The organism is Empedobacter sp. UBA7252, assembly GCF_002472765.1.
In the GTDB taxonomy this organism is placed as follows: domain Bacteria; phylum Bacteroidota; class Bacteroidia; order Flavobacteriales; family Weeksellaceae; genus Empedobacter; species Empedobacter falsenii_B.
The window spans coordinates 6,773-33,055 of record NZ_DKSQ01000072.1 but is presented as its reverse complement, the minus strand read 5'-3'; the positions used below and the strand labels follow the sequence as shown (position 1 = coordinate 33,055).

Genomic DNA, 26,283 nt, shown 5'->3' with positions numbered 1-26,283 from the left:
CTCTTTATTCATTAAAAATAAACGAATCAATTTTTATAATATAATTAATAACTATTTAATTTACATTCTATATAAAATAAATTGATTGATTGATAAAACAATTTGATTTTTAATTAATAAGACAAATTATTATATTTATGATATTTACAAAACAAAATAATAAACATAAAATAATCATTAATGGAAAATCAAGGAGGAGACATCTCAAAATGCCCATTTCACAATGGTAAAGTAGCGACAACACCTGTTGCTGGTGAAGGGACTCAAAATAAAGATTGGTGGCCTAATCAATTAAATGTTAGTATTCTTCGTCAACATTCGAACAAATCAAATCCAATGGGTGAAGATTTTAATTATGCAGAAGAATTTAAAAAATTAGATTTAGAAGCTGTAAAAGCAGATTTAAAAGCTTTGATGACGGATTCGCAAGATTGGTGGCCAGCAGATTTCGGTCATTACGGACCATTTTTTATTCGTATGGCTTGGCACAGTGCTGGAACTTATCGTGTACAAGATGGACGTGGAGGAGCAGGTGAAGGGCAACAACGTTTTGCGCCTCTTAATTCATGGCCAGATAACGTATCGTTGGATAAGGCTCGTCGCTTAATTTGGCCTATCAAACAAAAATATGGAAATAAAATTTCTTGGGCAGATTTAATCGTATTAACAGGAAATGTTGCGTTAGAATCAATGGGATTCAAGACACTTGGTTTCGCAGGTGGTCGTGCAGATGTTTGGGAGCCAAATATGGATGTGTATTGGGGATCTGAAAAAATATGGTTAGAACCAAGTGGAGGAGAAAATAGTCGTTATTCTGGAGATCGTGATTTAGAGAATCCGTTGGCTGCTGTACAAATGGGGTTAATTTATGTGAATCCTGAAGGACCAGATGGAAATCCTGATCCATTAGCTTCGGCTAGAGATATTCGTGATACGTTTGCGCGTATGGCGATGAATGACGAAGAAACTTTAGCATTGATAGCGGGTGGACATACATTTGGTAAAACGCATGGTGCTGCTTCGGCTGATCATGTTGGAGCTGATCCAGAATCGGCAGATTTAGAAATGCAAGGTTTGGGTTGGAAAAACTTGTACGGGACAGGAAATGCAGGTGATACCATTACATCTGGTCTTGAAGTAACGTGGACAAGTAAACCAACAGAATGGTCGAATTTATTCTTAAGCTATTTGTTCGGTTTTGAATGGGAATTAACGAAATCTCCTGCAGGTGCTCATCAATGGGTAGCAAAAGATGTAGGCGAAATTATTCCACATGCACATGATTCTTCAAAAAAAATAAGACCAACGATGTTGACTTCTGATATTGCGTTACGTACAGATCCAGCATATGAAAAAATTGGACGTCGTTTCTTAGAACATCCACAAGAATTTGAAGATGCTTTCCGTAAAGCATGGTTCAAGTTGACGCACCGTGATATGGGACCAGTTTCTCGTTATTTGGGTGCAGATGTGCCAAAAGAAGTGTTTATTTGGCAAGATCCGATTCCGGCTGTTACGCATGAATTAATTGATGAGGCTGATATTGCTGATTTGAAAGCGAAAATTTTAACTTCAGGATTATCTGTTTCAGAATTAGTTTCTACAGCTTGGGCTTCGGCTTCGTCTTTCCGTGGATCGGATAAACGTGGAGGAGCAAATGGTGCGCGTATTCGTTTGGAACCAATGAAAAATTGGGAAGGGAATAATCCAATTCAATTGAATAAAGTCTTAACAGTTTTAGAAAATATTCAACAAGAATTTAATTCAGCGAATTCTTCAAAACAAGTTTCGATTGCGGATTTAATTGTCTTAGGAGGAAATGCAGCGATTGAAAAAGCAGCAAAAGATGCCGGAAAAACAATTACTGTTCCGTTTGCAGCAGGTCGTGGAGATGCAACGCAAGAGGATACAGAAGTTGAATCTATAGCGTACTTAGAAACAATTGCAGATGGGGTTAAAAACTACCGCAAAAACACAAGAAGATTTGTTTCGACAGAAGAATTGGTGATTGATAAAGCACAATTGTTAACGTTGACTGCACCAGAATTAACTGTTTTAGTTGGTGGAATGCGTGCGATGAATGCGAATTATGATGGTTCGAAACATGGTATTTTCACAGATCGTCCAGGTCAGTTGACAAATGATTTCTTTGTGAATTTATTGGACATGGGTACTGTTTGGAAAGCGACAGATGAAACGAAAGAAATCTATATGGGATCTGATCGTAAAACTGGAGCACCAAAATGGACAGGAACTCGTGCGGACTTAGTATTCGGTTCAAATTCTGAATTACGTGCCGTAGCAGAAGTTTATGCACAAGAAGATGCTCAAGATAAATTTATCAACGATTTCGTTGCTGCTTGGAATAAAGTAATGAACGCAGATCGTTTTGATTTGAAATAAATATATGATTAAATAAAAAAAATGAGCGTCCATTGTGACGCTCATTTTTTTTATTTTTGCTTTACGCTTTGCTTAGAACGGATATCCAATGGCAATATTCAAAATTAAATTATCTTTTCGCCATGCTTTATCTCCGAAATCAATCTTATCAAATGTCCATCGATCATTTTTTTCATAATATGGGACACGAAGCGGTGTTGCTAAATCTAATCTTAAAATTAAGATATTAAAATCAAGACGTAATCCTAAACCTGCTCCAACTGCTATTTCGCTCATAAACTCTTTTGAAAACTTAGCACCTGGACGTGTTTCATCTTCGTTAATTAACCAAATGTTTCCAGCATCAACAAACAAGGCGAGATTAAGAAAGCTGAATAATTTTTGTCTAAATTCTGCATTTACTTCTAATTTAATATCACCCGATTGATCATAAAAGAAATTTGCATTTTGGTTACGTGGATCATAACTTCCTGGTCCTAATGTTCGCGCTCTAAATGCGCGAATACTGTTGCTTCCTCCGACAAAGAATTGTTTCGAGTAGGGAACAAATTCTGAATTTCCGTACGGATAAGCGATGCCACCAATAAATCGTGTGGCAATTGATGATTTATCTGAAAATTTATGATAAAAACGGAAGTCGTGTTCCATTTTTGCGTATTGACTAAATGGAATTTTGAAAATCTTTTTTTCCTTGTCTTTTTTTACATTTGCACCTGTAATCAAACCAGTTAAATTTCCCGCTAAATCGACAGATCCACGGTAGTAAAATGTGCTTTTTCGTGGTAACATCGTGGTTGTATACGTGTATGAATATTGTGGTCCAAAGATTAATTGTTTGTCCACTACACGTTTTAAACTTGGGTTGATGATATTTCCAATTGAATCGTAAATCTTGCTGTTATATTCATCTGTTACTTTTTCTGGAAACAATAAAGTCGCACTAAAAACTTTTAAATTGTGTTCTTTTTGAGCATTTTCTTTCCAAACATATCCAAATGACGTATTGAAATTATGAAGCGTATATAATCTCGATCTGTTTTGGTATTCGTAACCAATCTCAATATTGGTTCTCGGTACAAACGCACTTGACGAATGAAATTTGAAAGGTGCTACAATTCTTGGAATCGAAAGTTGCGTATTAAAACCAGCTCTAAAAATATTATTCGCATCTTTTTGTCCGCCCAATTGCATATCAAACGCACCATATAACGCCATTTTTAGTTGTTCCGCACCTTTGAAAATATTACGATGTGTCCAGTTTAAATTTAACTCACCACCACCATAATTCGCCGAGTTTGTTCGTCCTAAAACTTCTAATCTCAATGATTGGAATTCGCGTGGTGTTAAGGTATAATACACATCAAATTTATTGTTAATAGAATCAGAGATCACGAAATCATTTTTCACAAATTTGAATACACCCAAATTAATTAATCGATTTAGGGTTAAATTATGATCTGCTCGGTTATATAAATCCCCTGTTTGAAAGTATAATACACGATCAAAAACCTTTGGTTTAAAGTACTTTTTCGAATCCACCATGTAAAATCCATTTTGCTCATATTTCGCTAACGAATCGTTGTTCATGGGCATTTTATAGATTCCTTTTCGCGCTTCGCGAATGTTATAATCTGGGAAAACAATTACTTTGTCAATGCTATATTGTTGTTTGGCTTGTTCTGGTGTTTTATCTTTTAACTTTACAAAAAGTTCGACATCTTGCTTATTGGTAACCGTACTATCCGCTTGTACAATGATGTTATCGGGATGAAAATAATAGTAACCATTTTCTTTCAGACGTGCATCTATTCGTTCTCGTTCAGCTTTGATCACATCTAAATCGAAAGGTTGCTTATCTTTCAGTAACGTATTTGCTTGTGTTTTTTTAATTTCTTTGTTGACCGCTAAAGTGGTATCTTTTGGAAAATTAACTTGGTTGATGTAATAACGTTTGCGCGGTTGCAAAACATAATGTACTTCCGCTTTTTTGTTTTTACTTATTGTATCATCTTGTGCTTTGGCATTGAAAAATCCTTTGTTTTCTGAATAATTGACCAGAATTTTTTTATTGAATTCGATGTCTACATCTCCCAATAAAACAGGTTTTTCACCCACTTTATATTTTAACCAATATTTCAGTCCTTTTTGCTTTTTAGGTTCGCTGGTGATGTTGTAAATGTACAAACGCGGACGAAGTCCAAAAAAACTTGAATTAGGTTTTGGAATGATATTTTTTTCGAGATTATCTTTTAGTTCAGCTTTGTCGGCTTTGCTTAACGAGTCGCCTTCTATTGTTAATTTAGAGCCCGTGTAAAGCATTTCACCTTCTTTCAGAAAACGTGTATTGCTACAAGAAGAAATACCTAAAATAGAAATTGAACAAGTTATAAATTTGATATAGGTTAAAACTGATTTTTTCATGGTTTCACTTCTTGATTTTGTGTATTTCTATTTGCTCTGTTCGTTCTATTTTTTCTTCTTTTCTCGAAAATTTCTTTGAATTTATCGTAATCTAATGTGATGATAAATCCAACACCTGTTTCTACAATTTGTCCTTGTAATGCGACTTGGTATTCATCTTTTCGATAAGCTCTCAACATGTATCGACCATCACGAGATAAGCTATAATCAATTGTGATATCACCCGCAATATTAGTCATGTTTTCATTTTCTCGTGCATCACCATCTAATCCAAAATTACTTCCAACCGAAACTTTCAATCGGTCGTTTAGTAATCGTTTGCTCACGGCAACATTCAGATCAGTACGTGTGTTTTTAGATCCTGAAGAATAATCGTCTTGTGTATCTAATCCCAAATCGATATCAATTCCTTGGATTAAATCATCCGCCAAATTATTCAATTGTTGCGACAAAATATTACTTACACTTTGTAGCGCCATTGTTTCTGCAGAAACACTTGTTTTACTTTCGAATGGATTTTCGCCAATAAAACGATTCAATAATAACAAGGCAAATACTTGCTTGTTCATTTCGGCTTCATCATTTTTCAACTGATCCAATTTCAATTGTGTATTTTCGATCACCGCAGTTGCAATGGAAGGATTCTCTTTATCCATTGAAATATTGAATTTAATATCAGGTTTTAATAATTCACCTTTCAAAATTAACTCGGTATTAAACGGAATTCGTTGTTTGTACATGTTCATTTCAGAAGAAGAATAGCCCGAAATTTGTTGTTCGATTAAATCAATAGGAGCGGCTTTTGTTTTGTAAATCGCCGTAATGTCTAAATTGGCTGTAGTTGGCTCACCAGTCCATGTAATGCTACTTCCTTTCTGAATATCAAAACGACGTTTTAACAAGCTCACCGAAAGTTCGTACGCACCTTTTTCTACTTGATAAACGCCAACCAACGTCATTTTTCCTGAAGGATCCATTCCGCCTGTTAATTCGGCTTCACCTTGTATTTCTACAAAATCTCCGTTTGCTTTGTCGATGATAATTGATGTCTTGGCTTCTTTGCTAATTTCAATATTGACACTTACATCTAACCCTTTTATTTTAGATTCGGCTATTAATTCATCTGTTTTAATTGTTTCTTGAAGCGCCACTTGATCTTGATCGATGAATTCGACAATTCCTTCTCGCTCTTGTAAAGAAGGCGAGGATTGAGGTAAAACAAATGTAAAATTCGTGTCATCAGTTACGGTTAAAATTCCGTTTACTTTAGGTAAATCTAAATCACCTTTTATCGTTAAGTTTGCATTGACAGCTAACTTTCCATACATAATCGCATCGTTCGATTTTTCTGAATTTACCACATTGAAATCTCGTGCATTTGCTGTTAAATTGAAGGCGAAGTCACGGTAAGTTTCCGTTAAAATTTCTCCTCTTATCGTTAATGAATTGCCATCGTTGTCATTAATTTTGAATCGATTGAACTCAATTCCTTTGTTCGTGAAATCAATTGCGTCATCAATTTTTCTGAAATTACTTCCTGTTTCAGCAATCGTTAAACCAACTTGATTAAATTTGACTTGACCTAAAATGCTCGGTTTATCCATTGTTCCAACGATTTTTAGATTTCCAGAAATATAACCTTCTGTATCTTTGATTCGATTCATTGTAAATCCTTGCACTGATTTCATTTCTAATCGATTGATATCTAAAGCTAAATCAAGCGCACTTTCTTTGGTATTATAATCTCCAAAAATCTTCATGTTGTTGCTGTTTCCATCTAAGGTAATATCAGCGTTAATCATGGTTGGAGAAGTGTTTTGTACTTTTGCTATAATATTTCCAATAGGATTTCCGAAAGCTTTTAAATCTGAAACGGTCAAATCAGCATTGAAGGTCATTTCTTTGTTTAAATCTCTAATTTGAGCTGTTCCATTGATTATTCCTTCGGCAGGTAAATCATCTTTTTTAATGATTTCTGCAATGGTTTCAATTTTGAAATCTTTGATGGTAATATTCAGCGGACTTGTTCCTTTTTCCGATTCAGATTGCAATAAAATTTGACTTCCATTGTTCATCAAACTGAAATTATTCGCCACAATTCCATCTTTTCTCAACTGAATTAAATTTCCTTCACCAACTTGCCATTGATCGTAGTTTAAGACCAATCCATTCGGATTAAGACTAATTTCCGTGATATCGTTTAGCGTTTTTAGATTTCCAGCCACCAAAAATTGTGTTGCATCTTTCGCATCCTTTGTCGAAACGTTATAATTGATCACATTATTTGTAATATCACCATTCAAATCAATTTTTTGTAATTGAAAACTTTCACTTTTTAATGCATCCACATTCAACGAATACAACAAGGATTCATCTTGGTTGGATAGTTTTATCAATCCATTGTTAATCGTATTTGTTCCGTACGTTAAATTCGGAATTTTTCCATCAACATTGATTTGTTTTGAATCGGCATTATAAGTTGCGTCAAGTGTTATGGTTTCGAAGCTTTTCAAATCGGGAACAAATCTTCGAATCAACTCATCATCTTTAATTTTTGCATTCAAAGTAAAGAATTGATGAGGTTCTATTTTTTCGTCTTTATTTGGTTTCTGAAATTCATAATATTGGTTAATTGTTGAAGTTATCGAACCAAAAATTTGTGTCAATTTAAATTTTCCTTTCATATCCAAATCGGCCAATTGTGAAGTCAAACTAATTTGATTTGAATCAGCAGTTGAAGTCGCAATCAAGCTTACTTCTTGCATTGGAAAAATATCTTTTGTATTGGATAATGCAAAGTTTTTTAGATATAAAGAACCATTTAAATAATCTGGATTTAAATCAGCGAAATTGGCATCAATTTCTCCTGCAACAATCATCGGTTCGTTGTAAAAACCAAGTTTTTGAACATCTAATTTGACAATATTTCCGTTCAATTTTACATCAGATAAATCCTTTTTGTACACACCAGAAGCCGTCAAATTAAGATTCGCGTTTGGATCTTTTGATAAAATATGTGCATCAAATACTCCATGATTCACTTTTGCATCGAGTGTAATATTTTGATAAGTATATTTATTGTAATAAGCTGATGAAACGGTTCCTGAAAGTTTTGTAACCATTTTTTCTGGGTTGAAACTTGTTCCAATAGCATTAATTTTTCCTGTTATTTTGCCTAAATCCTTGTTGCTAATAAGCGTTCCAATATCCAAATTTTGTAGGTCTGCTTTGACATTATATTTCTCGGCATCCTTTTTTTGCATGTCCACAATTGCATCAATTTTCGCATTTCCCAACGTAGAATTTATTGCCAATTGTGTATTGATGATTTCGGTTGTTCCTTTCGCTTTTCCTTTGACAGAAAGCTTTGAAGGAATTCTAATGTTAGTTGGAATAGTATTTTTCGGAATTAAATTGTATATCGTTTTAGAAGATGTTGAGAAGTTTTTGATGTTCAAATCATAAAATAAATTCTTTGGATTCATCGCATTTTTCACTCTTCCAGAAGCCGAAAGTTGCAAATCATCTAAACCAGAAACTTGGAGATTATTAATCAATAAATCGTTTACTTTTCCTTTTACATTGGTGTTAACACTCAGAATGGCGTTTGGATATTTGTCGAAAGGCGTCGTATTTCTAAGCGTTGGAGCAAGATTTAAAATATCTGCCAAACCAATTTTTGAGTTTTTGATATTCGCATTAACCAAAACATTTTCTGGATGAGAAGTTAACTCATTAATCGTATTGTAGTGCAAAATAACTTCGTCACGAAGAACAGTTCTTGGTGTTTGTAAATAGAGGTTTTTCAGATACGCTTGTGTGTCTGCGTACAAGAAATTTGTTGTTAATTTCTGAATATTCAATCCTCTTGATTCTTTTATTTCAGCACTTTTTACTTGTCCAGCAAATGTGTTATTTTTCATTTCGAAATCGCGCAAATCAAGATTTAATTTAGAAAAATCCAAATGATTAAAATCCATTCCTTGAGCCGTTCGACGTTCAGCAGTATTGTTGTATTTTACTTTTACATTTTCTAATTTCGTTTCGTTCAAAACCAAATTCATTGGGGTTGAAGAAGTAGACGAATTCGAAGTAGAATTCTTTGAAGAAAGGAATAAATTCGCTTCGATATCAGCGTCTTTCAACAAAATATTTTCGATGTCGAAAATTGAATTTTCAAGATCAAGTTTATTGACTTTCGTTTCAAATTCGTTTAGGTTAATTTTGGCAAAAGTTTTCGAATTTTCGTCACCATAATTAACTTTGATATCATTCAAATTAATCTTACTCAACCCAATTTGCAATGGAGTTTGTTTTGCAGTTGGATCAATTTTATCCACATTATTTTCTTGGATTTTATTAACCATTTTTTGATTAAAATCAACCAACAAACCATTCACTAAAATATCATCAACCGCATAAGAATTTTGTTGTAAATCAAGTTTTTTAACACGCGTTTTGAAATCTTTGAATTTGACTTTAGCAAACATTCCAGAAATATCATCGCCATAATCGATATCAAAATTGGTTAAATTAAATCCGTTCAATTCAATTTTCATTGGCTTTTGATCATTCAAAGAATCGACTTTTTCTTCTACTTTTTTCGCAACTTCTTTTACAATATCTTGTTTCAATTTTAGCTTTAAACCGTCTAAATTGATATCGCTAATTCCATACGAATTTTGTTCTAAATCGAATTTTTTGACACGCGTATCAAATGAATTTAGATGAAGTTTGATGTTATTTGCCGCTTGCTGATCATTGAACGAAACATAAATATCATTCAGTTTTATTTTATCTAACGAAATGATAAATGGCTTTGAAGGACTTTCGTCTTTTTCGTCTGTTACAAAAGCATTGATAATATAATCGAAATTGAATTTCCCATCTGGTTTACGTATAACATTGGCATGAACGCCACTCAAATCAATAGATTTTATATCTGCTTTACTTTTGGTTAATTGCCAAATATCCAAACCAACATCAAACTTTTTGACCGATAAAAGCGTGTCAACATCTTGTCCTTGTAAGTAGAGATTTTCCATCACCAAACTATTTGGAAAATCGACATAAACACGGTCTAATTGTACTTTTGTATGTATTTTATTTTCGAGGTAATTGACTAATTTATTTTTTACAAAATTTTGTACAGTAGGTAACTGTAAACTAAAAATTGCAATTGTCACCAATAAAAATATTGATAAAAGTGTAAGAGAGAAGTATTTGAGTATTTTTTTTACATTGAATTTCAATTGGTTAGATTTTATTTGTTTTATTGGAATTAAGATACAAATTTTCTACAAGGATAATACCAAAAATGTACTTTTTCATACATCGTTTTACCATTTTTGGAAACGATTACAACTCCATTAAAAGGAAATGAATGTTTTGAACGGATAATTTTTTCGAAGTCGAGTTTTAATTGTGCGTTTTTTTGCGCAAAAATTGGTTGACAAATAAGATAAATTAATCCTAAAGTCAAGATTTTTAGAAGAGTTTTCATTTTTATGTTTTGGTTAATGTAAAAGTAAAATATAATCTGTTTTGAAATTGATAATATTTTAAAATTCTCTTAAAACTTTTTAATTTTCATTGGTAAAACCAATATTCTTTTATTAAATTTGAGTCAAACAATTGAAGCTATGAGAAGAATTTTTTTTGAAAAAGATAGCCACAAAGACTACTTATTTGTTATAATTGATCACGAAAGAGAATTGGATCAAATTTATAAAGTAGATAATTTTACTGACGAAACTGGACGTGAATATGTGTACACCTTGATTGGAGAACGCAAAAAACTGAATGCAGATTTGTTGAAACCACATGTTGTTGCGCTAGAGAATGGGAGTTACACGAATTACAATGGAGAGGGAATTGTAACAGATTGTCATGCGTGTTTAGAAAGTATTGTGGATAATAGAGGATTGAATAGAGAACAAGAAATATTTGTTTATGTTCGAAATAAATAGAAATTACAAAAGGCTTTGAAATTTTACTCAAAGCCTTTTTTTATGAGATTTCAATTTGATTGAAAATTAATTTTTGAACGACTTCATCCAAATGTTCTTTGTGTTTTGCGACATAATCATTGGCAACGTCCAATAATGTTTTAATGTTGCTGTTGGAAACATTTCCTAAATCCAATGCAGATTCTGGAATTTCAGGATTAAATCGATAATAATTTTGTTGATATTTTGGCTTCAATAAAGCGAACATGCTTCTCATTTCCTGATCGACCATATCAACGCCAGTCGAAATAAAAATGTCTACCAAAGGATCTACCCATTTCGATTTTGAAATTCCTGTTAAATGTTCGTGTTTATATGATTTTGCACGTGAACCATTTCCGAGAGAAATGATAATAAATTCTTGTAAAGGTGCTGTTCCATTATATTTTAATTCATCTTTGAAATATTTATTAAAATTTATTTTTTGCGTTTCGATAAAGCCAACAAAAGTTGGATTGTTTGCAAAAACACCACCATCAATGCAACTAAATTCTTGATCAGCGAATGATTTTATTTTTGCAGGTTCAAAATAAGTTGGCGCAGCTGATGAAGCACGGCAAATATCTTTTACATAGAAATTTCGGAAAGGAGAGATTCCATCAATCGAATTGAAAATTTTTGGTTTTTGATGCTCAGTATCATAAGAAACTATCGCGCAAGGACGAATCAAATCTTTTAACTCTGTATCTCCAAAAACGATTTTTAATTGCTCTTCCAATACAAGTGTTGGTAAATTATCTTTTAGCACACTCAACGGATTATTGAGAATTGTCCAAAATGTTTTTGAGAAGATATTTTTCCCTTCACCTAAATAAATATTCAGTGCATCTGTGATCGAGTGTTTTGCTCTTTTTGGATTTTCGGTAGAAGGAGATAATAACAAAGAAGCGATTAAAGCGCCAGTACTTGTACCTGCAATAAAATCGACATAATCGCCTATTTTGGCATTTTCGTCATGAATTTCCTTTAATTTATCTTCGATGTATTTTAAAATGACACAAGATATAATTCCTCTAATTCCGCCTCCATCCAAAGAAAGTAAGACAATTTTTTTCTCTTTAAATTCCATTTTTGATGTTCTATTGTTTAAAGTTAAACTTTTCCTTTTAAATATTCTTTATTTTTACACTTGATAATTTGTTTCAAAATGACCAAAAAACTTTTCCCAACATACGATATCTGTAATCTGAATACCGAAAAAAATAGCAATGAGTTGTTTTCCATCGATCATTTTAGAGGTTATGTTGATAGTAATCCTCATTTGCAGGAAGTTCACAGTCATAATTATTACCATTTGGTCTATTTTACAGAAGGTAGTGGCGAACATTTGATCGATTTTGAAAAGTTTGAGGCTAAATCTGGGACAATGTATTTTATGAAACCTGGACAGGTGCACCAATGGTATTTTAAGGAAAAATATGATGGGTTTGTAGTGAATTTTTTCGATAATTTTTTTGATTGGATTGGAATTAATTCTTCCATTTTACAGAAATTTAGATTTTTACAATCTATTTTGGTGAAAGATCATGTGGTTGAAATTTCGCCAGATTTACAAGAAAAAATTGCAAGTTATTTTGAAGAAATGATAAATGAAAATCAAAAAAATAATCAATTCTCGAATTTAAAAATTGGTTTTCATTTGATGAGTTTATTCATTGATATTGAACGAAGTTTAGAAGCGGTAAAAATTAAAACAAGTGATTATCAATCGGTATTGTTGAATAATTTTCAGGAGCTTATCGATCAAAATTTTAAGAACAAAAAACTACCAAAAGAATATGCCGAATTGTTGTACATCACGCCCAATCATTTGAATGCGCTTTGTAAAGATATTTTGGGTAATTCGGCAGGAGAGTTGATCAGAAGTCGTGTGGTATTAGAAGCAAAACGTTTGCTAGTTAATAAAGAAATTTCGGTGACTGAAATAGCTTATTTACTTAATTTTCAGGATGCATCTTATTTTGTGAAATTCTTTAAGAAATATACTGAATTTACGCCAGAACAATTTCGAAAACAATATTACGCTTAGATTAATTATTATTATATCGAATAGGAATATTAAAATAGATTTTTAAAGGATTTTCGTTAATTAATTAAAGCAGGTTTTATTTTGGATAATCTTTCTTCAACATCATGACTCAATTTCATGTTAAAACATTCTACGTAATTATCTGTTTTTTCTTCACATCTTGGATAAATTGCGAACTGAGTCACATTTTTATTGTGTATATTTTTTGTAAAAAAGTAAAAGTACAAATAGAAAATACTAGTAGCTTTAGTAAGTTTTTCATAAGTAGGTAGTTTAGATGTATATTAGTAAATCTTTATGAATTAATGATTTATATCAATCCGTAAATACTACCATAAATACCATAAATAGTGCCAGATTCTAGAGGTGTTCTGGTGGTAAATTTGTATACTAATATCAAGAGTAATATGAACGAGTTGAACAAAACTGATTTTGAGAATAATTTAGCTGCAGAAAATGAGAAATTTAGAACTGAAGTAGCGACGTTTACAAAGTCAGGAACCCGAAAATGGGTGTATGCAAAGAAACCATCGGGAAAATTTACAAATTATAGGACAGTTGTATACTCTATATTGCTGATTCTATTAGTTGTTATTCCTTTTATAAAACTACCAAATGGTAACCCCATCTTTAAATTTGATGTTTTTAATACAAATTTTATCTTATTTGGTTATCCATTTTTTACAACAGATTTTTTCTTACTTGCTTTTGGTATGATTGTAAGTGTGGTTTTCGTCATACTTTTTACATCTGTTTATGGAAGACTTTTCTGTGGATGGGTTTGTCCTCAAACTATTTTTTTAGAAGGAGTATTTAGAAGAATAGAATTTTGGATAGAAGGAGATCGAAATAAACAAATACGATTGGATAAACAAGATTGGAATGAAGAGAAAATTCTGAAAAGAGGAGGTAAATGGTTTGTCTTTTATATTGTTTCGTTTTTAGCAACAAACATTCTTTTTTCTTATATAATAGGAATGGATGTCTTGATACAAATGTATAAAGAAGGTCCTACTGAACATGGTGGGAAGTTTTTAGGATTATTTATTTTTAGTGTATTATTTTATTTCGTATTTGCGTGGTTTCGTGAACAAGTATGTACATTGGTTTGTCCTTATGGGCGTTTACAAGGGGTTTTACTTGATAAAAAAACAATGCAGGTTTCTTATGATTATCTTCGAGGAGAAGGAAAAAATGGTCGAAGCAAATTTAGAAAAGGTGAAGATCGCGTTGCTGTTGGAAAAGGAGATTGTATCGACTGTGGACAATGTATCGCGGTTTGTCCTACAGGAATTGACATCAGAAATGGTTCTCAATTAGAATGTATCAACTGTACAGCATGTATGGATGCTTGTGATGAAATAATGGTAAAAATTAATTTACCTACAGGTTTAATAAAATATGCATCAGAAGAAAATATTGCACAAGGAAAACCATTTAGAATAAACGGACGATCAATTGTTTTTTCACTCATTTTAGTCGCAATGATTTCTGCTATGACAATTTTTATGTTGAATAGAAGTGATGTTGAAGTGAAATTTCTACAAGTTCCAGGAAAAGATTATGTCGTAGAAGGAGATTATATCATCAATACAATGCAATATAGTTTGATGAATAAAACGAACAAGCCTTATAAATTGGTGGTGAACGTAAATGGTTTTAAAGGTGGAAAAACTGTGTTATTGGTAGAACCTGATAAATTTATAAAGATAGACGAAGGTGAATTAAAACAAGGTTTAATCGATATTAAAATACCAAAAAGTGAACTTAAATCTTATAAAGTACCAGTTATTTTAGAATTGAAAGATTTGAATGGAGAAACCATCGATCATTATACGATTAGTTTTATGGCGCCTTTTTAGTTAAATAACAAAAAACGTCTTACATTATGTAAGACGTTTTTATTTTGATTATTCTTATCGAGATTATTTCTTTCTCAATACTTCGTTTTCAAATTTGACACCATTCCAACCGTTCTGCATAAATTGACGAATGTTGTTGTGGTCTGTTCCTTCTGGCGTATCTAAAACAGCTTGATAATGTTCGGCAAATAATTTCAAGGTATCATCTTCAGAAAAATTATTCAATTTTGCGAACGCAAAAACTTTAGCACTTCCTTGATTTTGATCAGCAGCATTTTCCTGATTTCCATTTACAAAAGCAGAAGCAGTATAAGTATAATTTTCTTCAATATGCGCGATAACATCCGCAAAATTAGCTTCGTTTTGGTTTAATTTTTCTAAAATCATTGAATCTTTTTGTCAAAAATAAGAACTTATTTTGAATACAATAAATCATTAAGTATGTTAATTTTTTTATGCGTTCAAATACTTAACGAATGTTTAACAACTTTCTGTCTATTAATTAATTAGATTTATAATTATTAACCAAATAAAAATAAATTTTATGTTTGAAAGAAGGCAATTTAATTATGAAACGTCAAGTGTTGCACTACGTGAACTTGCGGAAAAAGGATATCAAGAAGATTTTAATTTATTAGAAAGTGATTTGATTGATCATCCGCACGATTTTAGAATTATTTATATCTATCGTTACGAAGGAAATTCGAACCCTGAAGATGAATCAAGTGTTTACGGAATCGAAAAAATATCGACAGGAGAAAAAGGAGTTTTAGTTGCAGGCAATTTGGGATTTGTACAAACAAATTTAGCATCGATACTTATCCAATTAGAAATTGAGGGCAGAGGTAGAATTCTGAACAACTAAAAATAAAAGCATGAATCAACTACTAAATATTACCATTAAAATATAAAAAAGCGTTACCAAGAAAATTGATAACGCTTTTTTTATTTTTTCGAATAAATTTTAACTTTCTAAAGAAAGTTAATCGTTTTCTATTTTTAGTAATTGTCTATATTCAGAAAAACGATGCTCGCGAATAGGTCGTATAAAAGGTTCTGTTTTGAAATATAAAACTAAACATGGAGAAATATTTTTATATTTTTCTACAAATTCAAACGAAACTAATTCACCATTCTTTATTCGCTGTTTTATTTTGTTGTGATAAGGATACATTTTCCTTTTTATAAAATATTACTTCGCTTTTCTACATAAAACCTTGAACGGAATAGAAAATGCACTATTATATTTTGATTTCAAACGACGAATATCTCTCGAAGCAGATGCTCTTGTAAAATAATCTCCAACTAAAACGCGATAGTCTGGTGAGAAATAAGCTGTTTGCGATGATAAGTCAGGATAAGAACGTGCAAATTCATTTCTTACCTTCTCTGCATCTTTTCTATCTTTCGAATAATAAATCTGAATTTTGAAACCATTAACCTGTGGTGTGCCCGCACAAGGATCATTAGATTGTATAATTGGTTTTTTCTCTGTCGGTTTCTTTACAGTAGTGGTATAACTACAAATAGCATCTTCTTTTGCTTTTAATACATTATTTATTCTACTATCAATTTCCATATTCAATGTACCATTATTGATGATTTGAATAGTATCAATTTTATCTTGAGCAAAAACACAAGAAGAAAAAGTAATAAGGAATAAAAAGATAAATTTTTTCATAAGATGAAATTAATTTGTGCAAATATACTTTTTACAATTAAGTTATTAAATTTTATAGACTTTTATTTTCTTACAACGAATATTGTTCCAATTTTTTTTAACAATCAAATATTTGATTGTTGTTTCGTATAATTGATTGGCAGATTATAATAAAAACAACAATGATTATTTTTTAAATTATGTTAAATAGCAATTTTTCTTGTTCTAAATCTTTTCTATCAAATCAAATAGATAATATTTATACAGCAATATTTTTTAACAATTAATTTAGAAACGTTTTAAATTAAGCTCAATGACAAAGTTCAGTATGTAAACTTTATGATTTTATTAAGTATTGAAGCTATTTTTGCTGTTAGTTAAGTGTTCAAATAAAAACGAGTTAAAAGAAACAACGAACTGAGATTATTTAAGTAAATGAAGGCAAGATTTCTAAAAAGAATACGTTTATGGAGCTGCGCGATAATACTATCGACGTTCTCCTTAGCAAATGCCCAAGATGCAGGTAAAGGTTACGAATTATTCGAAGCCAACTGTACTGCATGTCACCAGATTGATGGTAAATTAATTGGGCCGGAATTACGTAATGTTGAGAAACGCGTACAAGAAGAAGCTGGACTTGGAAAAGAGTGGTTACACTCTTGGATTAAGGACAACAAAGCTTTACGCGCGTCTGGAGATGCGTATGCAAACAAAATTTTCGCTGAGTACAATAACACTGAAATGTTAGCTTTTCCTAACTTATCTGACGGTGATATTGATAATATTCTAGCGTATACTGCCGATCCTGATGGTGGTAAAAAGGCTTTTGATGATGCAAAAGCTGCAAAAAAGAAAGAAGCTGCTGCTGCTAAAGCTGCTGCTGCCGGAAACGGAGGTGGTGCTGGAACAGGAGTTATCGCAGTTGGATTTGTTGTATTAGCAGCATTATTATTGTGGATTTTGGTTCGCGTTAATGCATTAGTTAAAGCAACTGCAACTGATGATTTAGATTCTAAAGAAGAAAAAGCTGCTTTTTCTTTCGCAAACTTCTTCCAAAAATACCAAAAAGTTGGTGGTGTGTTAATCGCAGTATTAGCATTCTTTGCATTGTACAACGTGTATTGGGGATTAATGGGAATTGGTGTTGATAAAGGTTACGAGCCAGAACAACCAATTTATTTCTCTCACAAAGTTCACGCAGGTGTACAAGGTATCGACTGTCAGTACTGTCACAGTTCTGCTAAATACGGTAAAGTGTCTGGAATTCCTTCACCAAACGTATGTATGAACTGTCACAAAACAATCAAAGAATACAAAGGAGATTACTTCGAAGAAGAATTAATCACTTCTGGTAAATTCGCTGATGAGGAGGCAGTTAAGAATTTCTATACAGGAGAAATCCAAAAAATGTATAAAGCTATTGGATGGAATCCAGAAACGAACAAATACGATGGTCCACAAAAACCAATCGAATGGGTACGTATCCACAATATGCCAGATTTCGTATTCTTTAGCCACGCGCAACACGTTGTAGCAGGAGAGAAAGCGATTAAGAAAGCAATTAAAGATGGAACTATTCCAAATGCTAAAGAATTGAACATTGGATCAGGAGACCAAGTTTGTTTCGCATGTCACGGACGTGTTGATGAAATGAACGAAGTAAAAATGGCGAATGATTTCACAATGGGATGGTGTATCGAGTGTCACAGAACTACTGAGGTAGATATGGACAACGAGTATAACAAAGAATATTACGCAGAACTACACGAAAAACTGAAAAAACAGTACGGTGACGCAACTAAGATTACAGTTGATGCTATCGGAGGTTTAGAGTGTGGTAAATGTCATTATTAATATAAAAAAGAGAGGAGTATAAATGGCTTCGAAGAAAAATTACTGGAAAAGTTTTGAGGAGTTAACTGACAATACATTAAATGAAAAGTTAACTACCAACGAATTTGCAGAAGAAATTCCTGTAGATAATTTCTTAGGGAATGATAACGCCATGGAGAATAGTCAAACTTCACGACGTGACTTTTTGAAGATTTTAGGGTTCAGTACAGCTGCTGTTACTTTAGCAGCCTGTGAAGCTCCAATCGTAAAATCTGTTCCTTATGTAGTGAAACCAGAAAACATTATGCCTGGTGTACCTACTTATTATGCATCTACAATTTTTGATGGATACGATTACGCGAACGTATTAGTACGTACAAGAGAAGGTCGTCCAATTAGAATTGATGCAAACAAAGGCGCAAAATATTATGGTTCTACAAATGCACGTGTTCAAGCATCTGTATTATCATTATACGATTCTGATAAAATAAAATCACCTTTAACAAACGCAGGTGAAAACTTCAAAGCAACATCTTGGAAAGAGCTTGATGCACGTGTAACAAAAGCATTAGCATCAGTAGGAGGGAAAAAAGTAGTTATTTTAACTTCTTCTTTACCTTCACCAACAACTAAAAAGTTGATTGCTGAGTTTGCAACAAAATATCCAACAACTCAACATGTTGTTTATGATGCAATTTCTTCTACGAATGCATTAGACGCAGCGCAAGAAGTTTACGGAAAAAGAGAAATCCCATTCTACGATCTTAAGAATGCTGAATTAGTTGTTTCTTTCAACGCAGATTTCTTAGGTGATTACAATGGTGGTGGAATGGAAGGTGATTATGGTGTTGCTCGTAAACCAGGAGCAAACATGATGCGTCACATCCAAGTAGAATCTGTTTTATCTTTAACAGGTGCAAATGCTGATACACGTTATCCTTTAAAACCAACTGATACTGAAAAAGTATTGGCTGAAGTTTATAATAAATTAGCAGGTGGTTCAGCTTCTTCTAAAGAAGCATTAGCTATTGCTGCTGAATTAACAGCAAAAGGTTCTAAAGCTGTTGTTATGGCAGATGGTTCGAAAGAAGCATACGCAATTGCATACGCAATTAACCAATTGTTAGGATCAGCCGCAGTTTCTGATAAAGCTGTCTTATTAAAAGAGTCTAACGATGCTGTATTTAATCAATTTGTTGCAGAAGCTAAAGCTGGACAAGTTGGAGTTTTATTAAACTTCCAAACAAATCCAATTTACAATGCTAAAAATGCAAAAGAAATTGAAGCAGCTTTCAAAAACATTGGACTTAAAGTTGGTTTAGTTGAAAAATTAGATGAAACTGCTTCAGTAATGGACGTTATTGCTCCAGTTACTCACGGTTTAGAGTCTTGGAATGATTTCAACCCATTAACAGGTGTATATTCATTACAACAACCAACAATTCCACGTGTATTTGATTCTCGTCAATTCCAAGATTCATTAATCGCATGGATGACAGGAGTAACTAAAGTAAATGAAGTAGAAGATCCAAATGATCCAATTATGGTGATGGCGGTTTCTGCAACAAGACAAAAAGTTTCTCCATATTACTTATATGTAAAACAAAACTGGGAATCAGCTATTTTACCAAAATTAGGTGTAGATTTCAACAAAGCATTATACAATGGTTATAATGAAGCGACTGAAACATCTGCATTTACTGCTAACACTGGTGTTGCTGCAGCTGCTGCTACAAAATTAGCAGGAGCTAAAGCGTCAGAATGGGAAATTCAATTCTATTCTAAAGCTGGTTTAGGAGATGGTACACAAGCAAACAATCCTTGGTTACAAGAATTACCAGATCCAATTACACGTAACTCTTGGGATAACTATTTAACAGTTAATCCAAATGATGCGGAAAAATTAGGAATCAAAATTCAAGATAACTACAACGTTACAAACGGAAGAATGCAATTTGACGGTGAGTATGTAAACTTAACTGTTAATGGAGTAGTTTTAGAAAACGTTCCAGTATTCATCCAACCAGGTCAAGCAATTGGAACTGTAGGTTTAGCTTTCGGTTACGGTCGTACAAAAGCTGGTAAAGTTGCAAACAATGTAGGGGTTAATGCTTTCGCATTATATACTGGTAACGTAGGTGCATCTAATGTTAAGATTGAAAAATCTTCTCGTTCAGATAAACACGAATTTGCTAACATGCAACAACAACCAACATTGATGGGACGTTACGAAATCGCAAGAGAAGTTTCTTTAGCTGATTTCATCAACACAGATCGTCAAGAATGGAATCCAGTTGCTAAGATGCCAACATGGAGAGGAGATTCTCCAGTAGGTGAAGTAGATTTATGGGCTAGTTTTGATCGTTCAACAGGACCTCACTTCAATTTAACAATTGATATGAACTCTTGTACAGGATGTGGAGCGTGTGTAATTGCTTGTCAAGCAGAAAACAACGTACCAACTGTTGGTAAAGAGCAAATGCGTATGTCGAGAGATATGTATTGGTTAAGAATTGACCGTTACTACTCTGATGTTACTTACCAAGATAAAGAAGGAAAATTAACTCAAAAAGTTGCGTTAGAATCTGATCCAGATAACGAACCACAACAATATACACGTTTAATTAAGCCAGAGGCTGAAAATCCGGATGTGATTTTCCAACCATTAATGTGTCAACACTGTAACCACGCTCCTTGTGAGACTGTGTGTCCAGTAGGTGCAACATCTCATGGTCGTCAAGGTCAAAACATGATGGCTTATAACCGTTGTGTTGGTACTCGTTACTGTGCAAATAACTGTCCTTACAAAGTTCGTCGTTTCAACTGGTTTAACTGGGCGAATAATGACAAATACGACTTCCACATGAATAATGATTTAGGTCGTATGGTACTTAACCCAGACGTTGTTGTACGTACACGAGGAGTAATTGAGAAATGTTCATTCTGTATCCAACAAACTCAAGCTGCAATCTTAAAAGCTAAGAAAGAGAACAGAGTAGTTAAAGACGAAGAGTTTATGGCTGCTGCTGCTTGTGCTGCTGCTTGTGGAACAGGTGCGATGAAATTTGGTGATATCAATGATGATAAATCTGAAGTAAGAGCAGCATCGAAAGATAAACGTTCTTATGTTTTATTAGAAGAAATTGGTACAAAACCAAACGTTATCTATCAAGTAAAAGTTAGAAACAGAAAAGAACAAGCTTAATTAAATTAGTAAAGAATTAATAAGGTAAACAAATATGTCACATTACGAATCACAGGTAAGAGAACCCCTTATTTTAGGACATAAAACCTACCACGATATCACAGTAGACATTGCTCGTCCAATTGAGACGCCAGCAAGTAAATTGTGGTGGACATGTTTCAGTATAGCAATGGTTGCATTCATCTTTGGTGTTGGAGCAATTGCTTATACAGTAGGAACTGGTATTGGTGTATGGGGATTGAATAGAACGATTAACTGGGGTTGGGATATCACCAACTTCGTATGGTGGGTAGGTATCGGTCACGCTGGTACGTTAATCTCAGCCGTTTTATTATTATTCCGTCAAAAATGGAGAATGTCGGTTAACCGTTCTGCGGAAGCCATGACGATCTTCGCCGTTGTACAGGCAGCGTTATTCCCTGTAATTCACATGGGTCGTCCATGGTTAATGTACTGGGTATTCCCAATTCCTAACCAATTTGGATCTTTATGGCCTAACTTTAACTCACCATTATTATGGGACGTATTCGCGATTTCTACGTATTTCTCTGTATCAACAGTTTTCTGGTTGATGGGATTAATTCCTGACTTCGCTATGGTACGTGACCGTGCAACAAAACCATTCGCTAAGAAAATCTACGGAATCTTATCATTCGGATGGGGTGGTGGAGCAAAACATTGGCAACGTTTCGAAGAGTTATCTTTGGTATTAGCTGGTTTATGTACACCATTAGTATTCTCGGTACACACGATTGTATCTTTTGACTTCGCAACGTCGGTAATCAAAGGATGGCACTCAACAGTATATCCTCCATATTTCGTTGCCGGAGCTATTTTCTCTGGTTTCGCGATGGTACAAACATTATTAAGTGTAATGCGTAAAGTTTTACATTACGAAGATTATATCACACGTAAACACATCGAGTACATGAACATTGTAATCGTTGTAACAGGTGGTATGGTTGCAGTAGCTTACTTAACAGAGTTATGGATCGCTTGGTATTCAGGATCTCGTTACGAAGACTTTACATACTTCTCTCCAGGAGCAGCAACAGGACCTTATTGGTGGGCATTCTGGGCGTTAATTATCTGTAACGTTTTAGTACCAGGATTATTATGGATTCGTCCAATCAGAAGAAACTTCTTCTGGACATTCGTTATCTCTATCGTAGTTAACATCGGTATGTGGTTCGAGCGTTTTGATATTATCGTTATCAACTTATCTCGTGACTATTTACCATCGAGCTGGACAATGTTTATGCCTTCATGGGTAGACGTAGGTATCTTCTTAGGTACTATGGGATTCTTTTCTGTGTTATACTTATTGTACGCACGTACATTCCCAGTTATTTCACAATCTGAATTAAAAACTATTTTGAAATCATCAGGCGAAAGCTATAAAAAACATCATACTGAAGATGAGCATCACGAACACTAAAATCGTTTATGGTCTTTACGGAGACGATGATGATTTATTAAAAGCAGTAAAATCTATTCGTAAACAAGGTATTACGATAGATGAAGTATATACACCTTTCCCTGTACACGGTTTAGATAAAGCCTTAGGATTAAAGAAAACTCGTATTTCTGACCTTGCTTTCTTCTACGGTGCATTTGGTACAACGTTAGCATCTTTGATGACATGGTTTATTATGAACCATGACTGGGCTCAAGATATTGGAGGGAAACCATCTTTTTCTTGGGGTGAGAATATGCCAGCTTTCGTTCCTATTATGTTCGAGTTGACAGTATTCTGTGCAGCGCACTTTATGTCATTAACATACTTAGTGCGTAACAAAATGTACCCAGGAGCTAAAGCTAAAAACCCAGATCCACGTACAACAGATGATAAATTCTTAATCGAAATCAGAACTGCTGATGTTGAGAAAATCAAAAATGTATTTGTAGAAACTGGTGCTGAAGAAGTAACTGTAAAAGGTGATGTAGTCGTAGAACCAAGTGTTAACAATTTAGTACAAGAAGCATAATGAAAAAGATAGCATTACTTATAGGATTAGGAAGTATTATTATCACTTCTTGTTCTGATAAAAAACGTCACGCAAGTATCGTATATATGCCAGATATGTATTATCCTACGGCATATGATCCTTACGAAAAGGCAACTTTTGGTTACCCTCATGACGAAGAAAACTCTGAAGTTCCTGTATTAAGTAAAAATCATAATATGTCTGCATTAGAATCTGTAGAAGGTGCTGTTGCAAGAACAGATGGTGATATTTTACCATGGACTTTCAAAAACAATAACGCTGGTTATGCACAAGCAAAAGCAGTAACTGTTTCTCCTTTGAATGCCGCTAACAAAGCTGCAGACTTAGAAAGAGGTAAGTTATTGTTTGGACAAAACTGTGCAGTTTGTCACGGTGACGCTGGTGATGGACAAGGATCAATCGTAAAATCTAAAGCTTATTCAGGTGTTCCTAATTATAGCGAAAGAGATGTTACAGTAGGTTCTGTTTATCATGTAATTATGTATGGAAAAAATGCGATGGGTTCTTACGCATCTCAATTGACTCCTGCAGACCGTTGGAGAGTTGCTGAATATGTAATGAGTTTGAAAGGTGCTACTACAGCTGCCGCTGCTCCAGCCGGAGAAGCAACTGCTGAAGCAAAACCTGCAACAGAAACTGAAACAGCAACTAATAAATAATAAAATAAGTTAATTATTATGCAATATACATTTTCCCCAAGATTAAAAAATGCATCACTTATCTTAGCTGTTATAGGTGTTGTACTTTACGGGATAGGATTTTTCTTACATCAACAAGATGTTGCTAATTCAACTGAATATATTAACGGTTTGATTGAAGCTCACCCAACTCAATTTTTTGGTGACTACATTTCAGATTCTTATGCATCTATGAACACAGATCATGCTGGACACATGGAGCATTTGACAAATTTATTGAAAAACAGACCTTGGGCTGCTTTCTATGTACCAGCTTATTTATCGTTTGGTATTGCGGCATCTGCGTTGTTTTTCTTATGTATTCAATTCGTAGCTAACGCTGGTTGGTCTATGGTAGTATCTCGTGTTATGGAGGCTATCGCATCATTTTTACCAGTTGGTTCTGTACTTGTAGCTATCATCGTTTTAGGATCTTATTTTCACATGAATCACTTATTCCACTGGATGGATGCTGATTTAATAAATCCTGATAGCGAGAAGTATGATATCTTCATGGCGAACAAAGCTCAACTTTGGTTAAGCCCTAACTTCTGGTTAGTACGTTGTGTTATTTACTTAGTAGTATTATCTTTAATGTTACCAGTAATTAAAAACGCAACACGCAAATTAGACGAAACAAACGGAGACTTAAAAGTGTACGCTCAATTGTACAAAAAATCAGTAATTTACTTAGTGATTTTCGCAATTTGTTCTGCAGCATTTGCTTGGGATTTCGTGATGTCTTTAGATCCACACTGGTTCTCTTCATTATTTATGTGGTACGGAATGGTTTCATATTTAGTTTCTGCGGTTTCTATTATGGCAATTATTTCTATCTACTTAAAAAGAAAGAACGCATTACCATTATTTAATGATAACCATTTACATGATTTAACAAAATACATGTTTGGTTTCTCATTATTATGGTCATACTTATGGTTCTGTCAATTCATGTTACAATGGTACGCGAACATTCCTGAGGAAGCTCAATACTTCCAACAACGTATGGCGCAATACCCATTATATTTCTGGATGTTGATCATTAACTTAGTAGCTCCATTCTTGATTTTAATTTCATCAAGCATGAAACGTCGTTACCAAATCGTTTTCGCGATGGGATTCGTTATCATCTTTGGACACTACTGGGATTTCTACAACCAAATTATGCCAGCAGCTGTTGGACCATTCCACAACTTTGGTTTAATGGAAATTGGAGCATTAGTTGGAATCGGAGGATTATTTACATTCGTAGTTATGAATGCAGTTTCTAAATTAAACCTAGAAGCAAAAGGTCACCCTTACTTCCACGAATCAAAAATTTATGAATATCCTTTCTAATTAGAAAGATGTTATAAAACCTAAAAAGCTCGATGCATTTGCATCGAGCTTTTTTATTTGATTAATAATTTGTAATATTTTTATTCTTGAATTGTTCTACGTTTTATTTCCAAATCAACCAAGAAATGATCGACATCGTCATCTGTTGATAAATTTCCAACCACGTAAACACCTTTATCTCCGTTTTGATTATTGATTATACCATAAACCGAAGATTCGTCATCAGGATCAGACATTCCTTCGTAACGATAAATACACACGATATCAAAGATTTCAGGAGCTTGTTTTAATTGATCTTTTTCGATATTATAGTCAATCGTAAAACCATTTTCTTTTAGTTCGTCTAAGGCTTCGTTTGTTGTTTTGTAGCGGTATTGGATTTTTTCTTTCATAATTTTAATAGTTTAATTATTGAGTCTCAAATACTATTCCAATCAGTATATTCATTAAAATATAGTAAAGTCTTTTTTGGTAAGGTTATTGTTTTATTTCAAAGTGAATATAATGAATATGATTATGAAACTAATACTATTAAAAAAAATTAACTTGATTGCAGTTTTTGCTCTTGCTGCTTTATTTTTGGTTTCGTGTGATGGATCTACAACTATATATGGATTAGAGCATCAGCATAAACACAAAAAGAAGTATAAGAAATATCCGAAGTACGAAGTAAGATATGATGACCATCGTAGCTTACCACCAGGTCAACACAAAAAAGTACACGGTGATAAATCTTCAAAAAGATATGCACCAGTTCAACAAAAGAAAAATAATGGGAAATATTATAAAAAGAAAGGGCATCATAAACATCATAATGATTAAAAAAGAAAAGGATTGA

Annotated in this window: 19 protein-coding genes; 12 read left to right on the top strand and 7 right to left on the bottom strand. The window is 33.4% G+C overall.

What is annotated here, in order from left to right; translation table 11 throughout:
- The first annotated feature begins 180 nt into the window (after nucleotides 1-180).
- Nucleotides 181-2,403, top strand: coding sequence for a catalase/peroxidase HPI (gene katG, locus B2X73_RS10310; protein ID WP_291096368.1), 2,223 nt, complete (start codon nucleotides 181-183; stop codon nucleotides 2,401-2,403).
- A gap of 72 nt (nucleotides 2,404-2,475) precedes the next feature.
- Here katG and B2X73_RS10305 read toward each other — a convergent pair whose 3' ends face one another.
- From B2X73_RS10305 to B2X73_RS10295, 3 genes are all read right to left on the bottom strand, one after another.
- Complete coding sequence (locus B2X73_RS10305; RefSeq protein ID WP_291096367.1) at nucleotides 2,476-4,824, bottom strand: BamA/TamA family outer membrane protein; 2,349 nt, start codon at nucleotides 4,822-4,824, stop codon at nucleotides 2,476-2,478.
- Nucleotides 4,821-10,010: a translocation/assembly module TamB domain-containing protein gene (locus B2X73_RS10300; RefSeq protein WP_291096366.1), complete on the bottom strand. Its 5,190-nt coding sequence runs from the start codon at nucleotides 10,008-10,010 to the stop codon at nucleotides 4,821-4,823. Before B2X73_RS10300 ends, B2X73_RS10305 begins: the two co-directional genes overlap by 4 nt.
- Nucleotides 10,011-10,105: 95 nt before the next feature.
- Nucleotides 10,106-10,327, bottom strand: coding sequence for a hypothetical protein (locus B2X73_RS10295; RefSeq protein ID WP_286496035.1), 222 nt, complete (start codon nucleotides 10,325-10,327; stop codon nucleotides 10,106-10,108).
- A 139-nt stretch (nucleotides 10,328-10,466) separates the two neighbouring features.
- Between B2X73_RS10295 and B2X73_RS10290 the strand changes: the two genes are divergently transcribed.
- Nucleotides 10,467-10,793 carry a hypothetical protein gene (locus tag B2X73_RS10290; protein ID WP_125349744.1) on the top strand — a complete coding sequence of 109 codons (327 nt, stop codon included), beginning with the start codon at nucleotides 10,467-10,469 and terminating at the stop codon, nucleotides 10,791-10,793.
- A 40-nt stretch (nucleotides 10,794-10,833) separates the two neighbouring features.
- On the opposite strand, the gene B2X73_RS10285 is transcribed toward B2X73_RS10290, so the two are convergent.
- Nucleotides 10,834-11,901 (bottom strand): patatin-like phospholipase family protein, encoded by a 1,068-nt coding sequence (locus B2X73_RS10285; protein ID WP_286496034.1) that lies wholly within the window; start codon nucleotides 11,899-11,901, stop codon nucleotides 10,834-10,836.
- Between the two features lie 78 nt (nucleotides 11,902-11,979).
- Here B2X73_RS10285 and B2X73_RS10280 point away from each other — a divergent pair, with 78 nt between their 5' ends.
- Nucleotides 11,980-12,861, top strand: coding sequence for an AraC family transcriptional regulator (locus tag B2X73_RS10280; RefSeq protein WP_286496033.1), 882 nt, complete (start codon nucleotides 11,980-11,982; stop codon nucleotides 12,859-12,861).
- Between the two features lie 407 nt (nucleotides 12,862-13,268).
- Nucleotides 13,269-14,723, top strand: a complete 1,455-nt coding sequence (gene ccoG / locus B2X73_RS10275) for a cytochrome c oxidase accessory protein CcoG (RefSeq protein ID WP_286501947.1) — start codon at nucleotides 13,269-13,271, stop codon at nucleotides 14,721-14,723.
- A 63-nt stretch (nucleotides 14,724-14,786) separates the two neighbouring features.
- Here the strand turns inward: ccoG and B2X73_RS10270 are convergent, their stop codons facing one another.
- Nucleotides 14,787-15,110: a HopJ type III effector protein gene (locus tag B2X73_RS10270; RefSeq protein WP_286501946.1), complete on the bottom strand. Its 324-nt coding sequence runs from the start codon at nucleotides 15,108-15,110 to the stop codon at nucleotides 14,787-14,789.
- Nucleotides 15,111-15,267: 157 nt separating this feature from the next.
- Here B2X73_RS10270 and B2X73_RS10265 point away from each other — a divergent pair, with 157 nt between their 5' ends.
- Nucleotides 15,268-15,588: a hypothetical protein gene (locus B2X73_RS10265; RefSeq protein WP_180906118.1), complete on the top strand. Its 321-nt coding sequence runs from the start codon at nucleotides 15,268-15,270 to the stop codon at nucleotides 15,586-15,588.
- Nucleotides 15,589-15,915: 327 nt separating this feature from the next.
- Here the strand turns inward: B2X73_RS10265 and B2X73_RS10260 are convergent, their stop codons facing one another.
- Nucleotides 15,916-16,404 carry an SPOR domain-containing protein gene (locus tag B2X73_RS10260; protein WP_291096365.1) on the bottom strand — a complete coding sequence of 163 codons (489 nt, stop codon included), beginning with the start codon at nucleotides 16,402-16,404 and terminating at the stop codon, nucleotides 15,916-15,918.
- A gap of 414 nt (nucleotides 16,405-16,818) precedes the next feature.
- Between B2X73_RS10260 and B2X73_RS10255 the strand changes: the two genes are divergently transcribed.
- From B2X73_RS10255 to B2X73_RS10230, 6 genes are read left to right on the top strand one after another with little or no spacing between them, the layout of a single operon-like run.
- Nucleotides 16,819-18,237 carry a c-type cytochrome gene (locus B2X73_RS10255; RefSeq protein ID WP_180906121.1) on the top strand — a complete coding sequence of 473 codons (1,419 nt, stop codon included), beginning with the start codon at nucleotides 16,819-16,821 and terminating at the stop codon, nucleotides 18,235-18,237.
- A gap of 22 nt (nucleotides 18,238-18,259) precedes the next feature.
- Nucleotides 18,260-21,421, top strand: coding sequence for a TAT-variant-translocated molybdopterin oxidoreductase (locus tag B2X73_RS10250; protein ID WP_291096364.1), 3,162 nt, complete (start codon nucleotides 18,260-18,262; stop codon nucleotides 21,419-21,421).
- Nucleotides 21,422-21,455: 34 nt separating this feature from the next.
- Nucleotides 21,456-22,859 (top strand): NrfD/PsrC family molybdoenzyme membrane anchor subunit, encoded by a 1,404-nt coding sequence (gene nrfD / locus B2X73_RS10245; RefSeq protein ID WP_038336919.1) that lies wholly within the window; start codon nucleotides 21,456-21,458, stop codon nucleotides 22,857-22,859.
- Nucleotides 22,840-23,409, top strand: coding sequence for a DUF3341 domain-containing protein (locus B2X73_RS10240; protein WP_221627898.1), 570 nt, complete (start codon nucleotides 22,840-22,842; stop codon nucleotides 23,407-23,409). The genes nrfD and B2X73_RS10240 overlap by 20 nt, the downstream gene beginning before the upstream one ends.
- Nucleotides 23,409-24,089 carry a c-type cytochrome gene (locus tag B2X73_RS10235; protein ID WP_286486256.1) on the top strand — a complete coding sequence of 227 codons (681 nt, stop codon included), beginning with the start codon at nucleotides 23,409-23,411 and terminating at the stop codon, nucleotides 24,087-24,089. The genes B2X73_RS10240 and B2X73_RS10235 overlap by 1 nt, the downstream gene beginning before the upstream one ends.
- Nucleotides 24,090-24,107: 18 nt before the next feature.
- Nucleotides 24,108-25,445, top strand: coding sequence for a hypothetical protein (locus B2X73_RS10230; protein ID WP_114999477.1), 1,338 nt, complete (start codon nucleotides 24,108-24,110; stop codon nucleotides 25,443-25,445).
- 80 nt (nucleotides 25,446-25,525) lie between these two features.
- On the opposite strand, the gene B2X73_RS10225 is transcribed toward B2X73_RS10230, so the two are convergent.
- Nucleotides 25,526-25,837, bottom strand: coding sequence for a hypothetical protein (locus tag B2X73_RS10225; RefSeq protein ID WP_180906125.1), 312 nt, complete (start codon nucleotides 25,835-25,837; stop codon nucleotides 25,526-25,528).
- A 124-nt stretch (nucleotides 25,838-25,961) separates the two neighbouring features.
- Between B2X73_RS10225 and B2X73_RS10220 the strand changes: the two genes are divergently transcribed.
- Nucleotides 25,962-26,267, top strand: coding sequence for a hypothetical protein (locus tag B2X73_RS10220; protein WP_291060162.1), 306 nt, complete (start codon nucleotides 25,962-25,964; stop codon nucleotides 26,265-26,267).
- Nucleotides 26,268-26,283 lie beyond the last annotated feature (16 nt).

Excerpts from the sequence above, each read along its gene's own strand:
- katG (WP_291096368.1), top strand. The coding sequence starts at position 181 with ATGGAAAATCAAGGAGGAGACATCTCAAAATGCCCATTTCACAATGGT.
- B2X73_RS10305 (WP_291096367.1), bottom strand. The coding sequence starts at position 4,824 with ATGAAAAAATCAGTTTTAACCTATATCAAATTTATAACTTGTTCAATT.
- B2X73_RS10295 (WP_286496035.1), bottom strand. The coding sequence starts at position 10,327 with ATGAAAACTCTTCTAAAAATCTTGACTTTAGGATTAATTTATCTTATT.
- B2X73_RS10290 (WP_125349744.1), top strand. The coding sequence starts at position 10,467 with ATGAGAAGAATTTTTTTTGAAAAAGATAGCCACAAAGACTACTTATTT.
- B2X73_RS10285 (WP_286496034.1), bottom strand. The coding sequence starts at position 11,901 with ATGGAATTTAAAGAGAAAAAAATTGTCTTACTTTCTTTGGATGGAGGC.
- B2X73_RS10280 (WP_286496033.1), top strand. The coding sequence starts at position 11,980 with ATGACCAAAAAACTTTTCCCAACATACGATATCTGTAATCTGAATACC.
- ccoG (WP_286501947.1), top strand. The coding sequence starts at position 13,269 with ATGAACGAGTTGAACAAAACTGATTTTGAGAATAATTTAGCTGCAGAA.
- B2X73_RS10270 (WP_286501946.1), bottom strand. The coding sequence starts at position 15,110 with ATGATTTTAGAAAAATTAAACCAAAACGAAGCTAATTTTGCGGATGTT.
- B2X73_RS10265 (WP_180906118.1), top strand. The coding sequence starts at position 15,268 with ATGTTTGAAAGAAGGCAATTTAATTATGAAACGTCAAGTGTTGCACTA.
- B2X73_RS10260 (WP_291096365.1), bottom strand. The coding sequence starts at position 16,404 with ATGAAAAAATTTATCTTTTTATTCCTTATTACTTTTTCTTCTTGTGTT.
- B2X73_RS10255 (WP_180906121.1), top strand. The coding sequence starts at position 16,819 with ATGAAGGCAAGATTTCTAAAAAGAATACGTTTATGGAGCTGCGCGATA.
- B2X73_RS10250 (WP_291096364.1), top strand. The coding sequence starts at position 18,260 with ATGGCTTCGAAGAAAAATTACTGGAAAAGTTTTGAGGAGTTAACTGAC.
- nrfD (WP_038336919.1), top strand. The coding sequence starts at position 21,456 with ATGTCACATTACGAATCACAGGTAAGAGAACCCCTTATTTTAGGACAT.
- B2X73_RS10240 (WP_221627898.1), top strand. The coding sequence starts at position 22,840 with ATGAGCATCACGAACACTAAAATCGTTTATGGTCTTTACGGAGACGAT.
- B2X73_RS10235 (WP_286486256.1), top strand. The coding sequence starts at position 23,409 with ATGAAAAAGATAGCATTACTTATAGGATTAGGAAGTATTATTATCACT.
- B2X73_RS10230 (WP_114999477.1), top strand. The coding sequence starts at position 24,108 with ATGCAATATACATTTTCCCCAAGATTAAAAAATGCATCACTTATCTTA.
- B2X73_RS10225 (WP_180906125.1), bottom strand. The coding sequence starts at position 25,837 with ATGAAAGAAAAAATCCAATACCGCTACAAAACAACAAACGAAGCCTTA.
- B2X73_RS10220 (WP_291060162.1), top strand. The coding sequence starts at position 25,962 with ATGAAACTAATACTATTAAAAAAAATTAACTTGATTGCAGTTTTTGCT.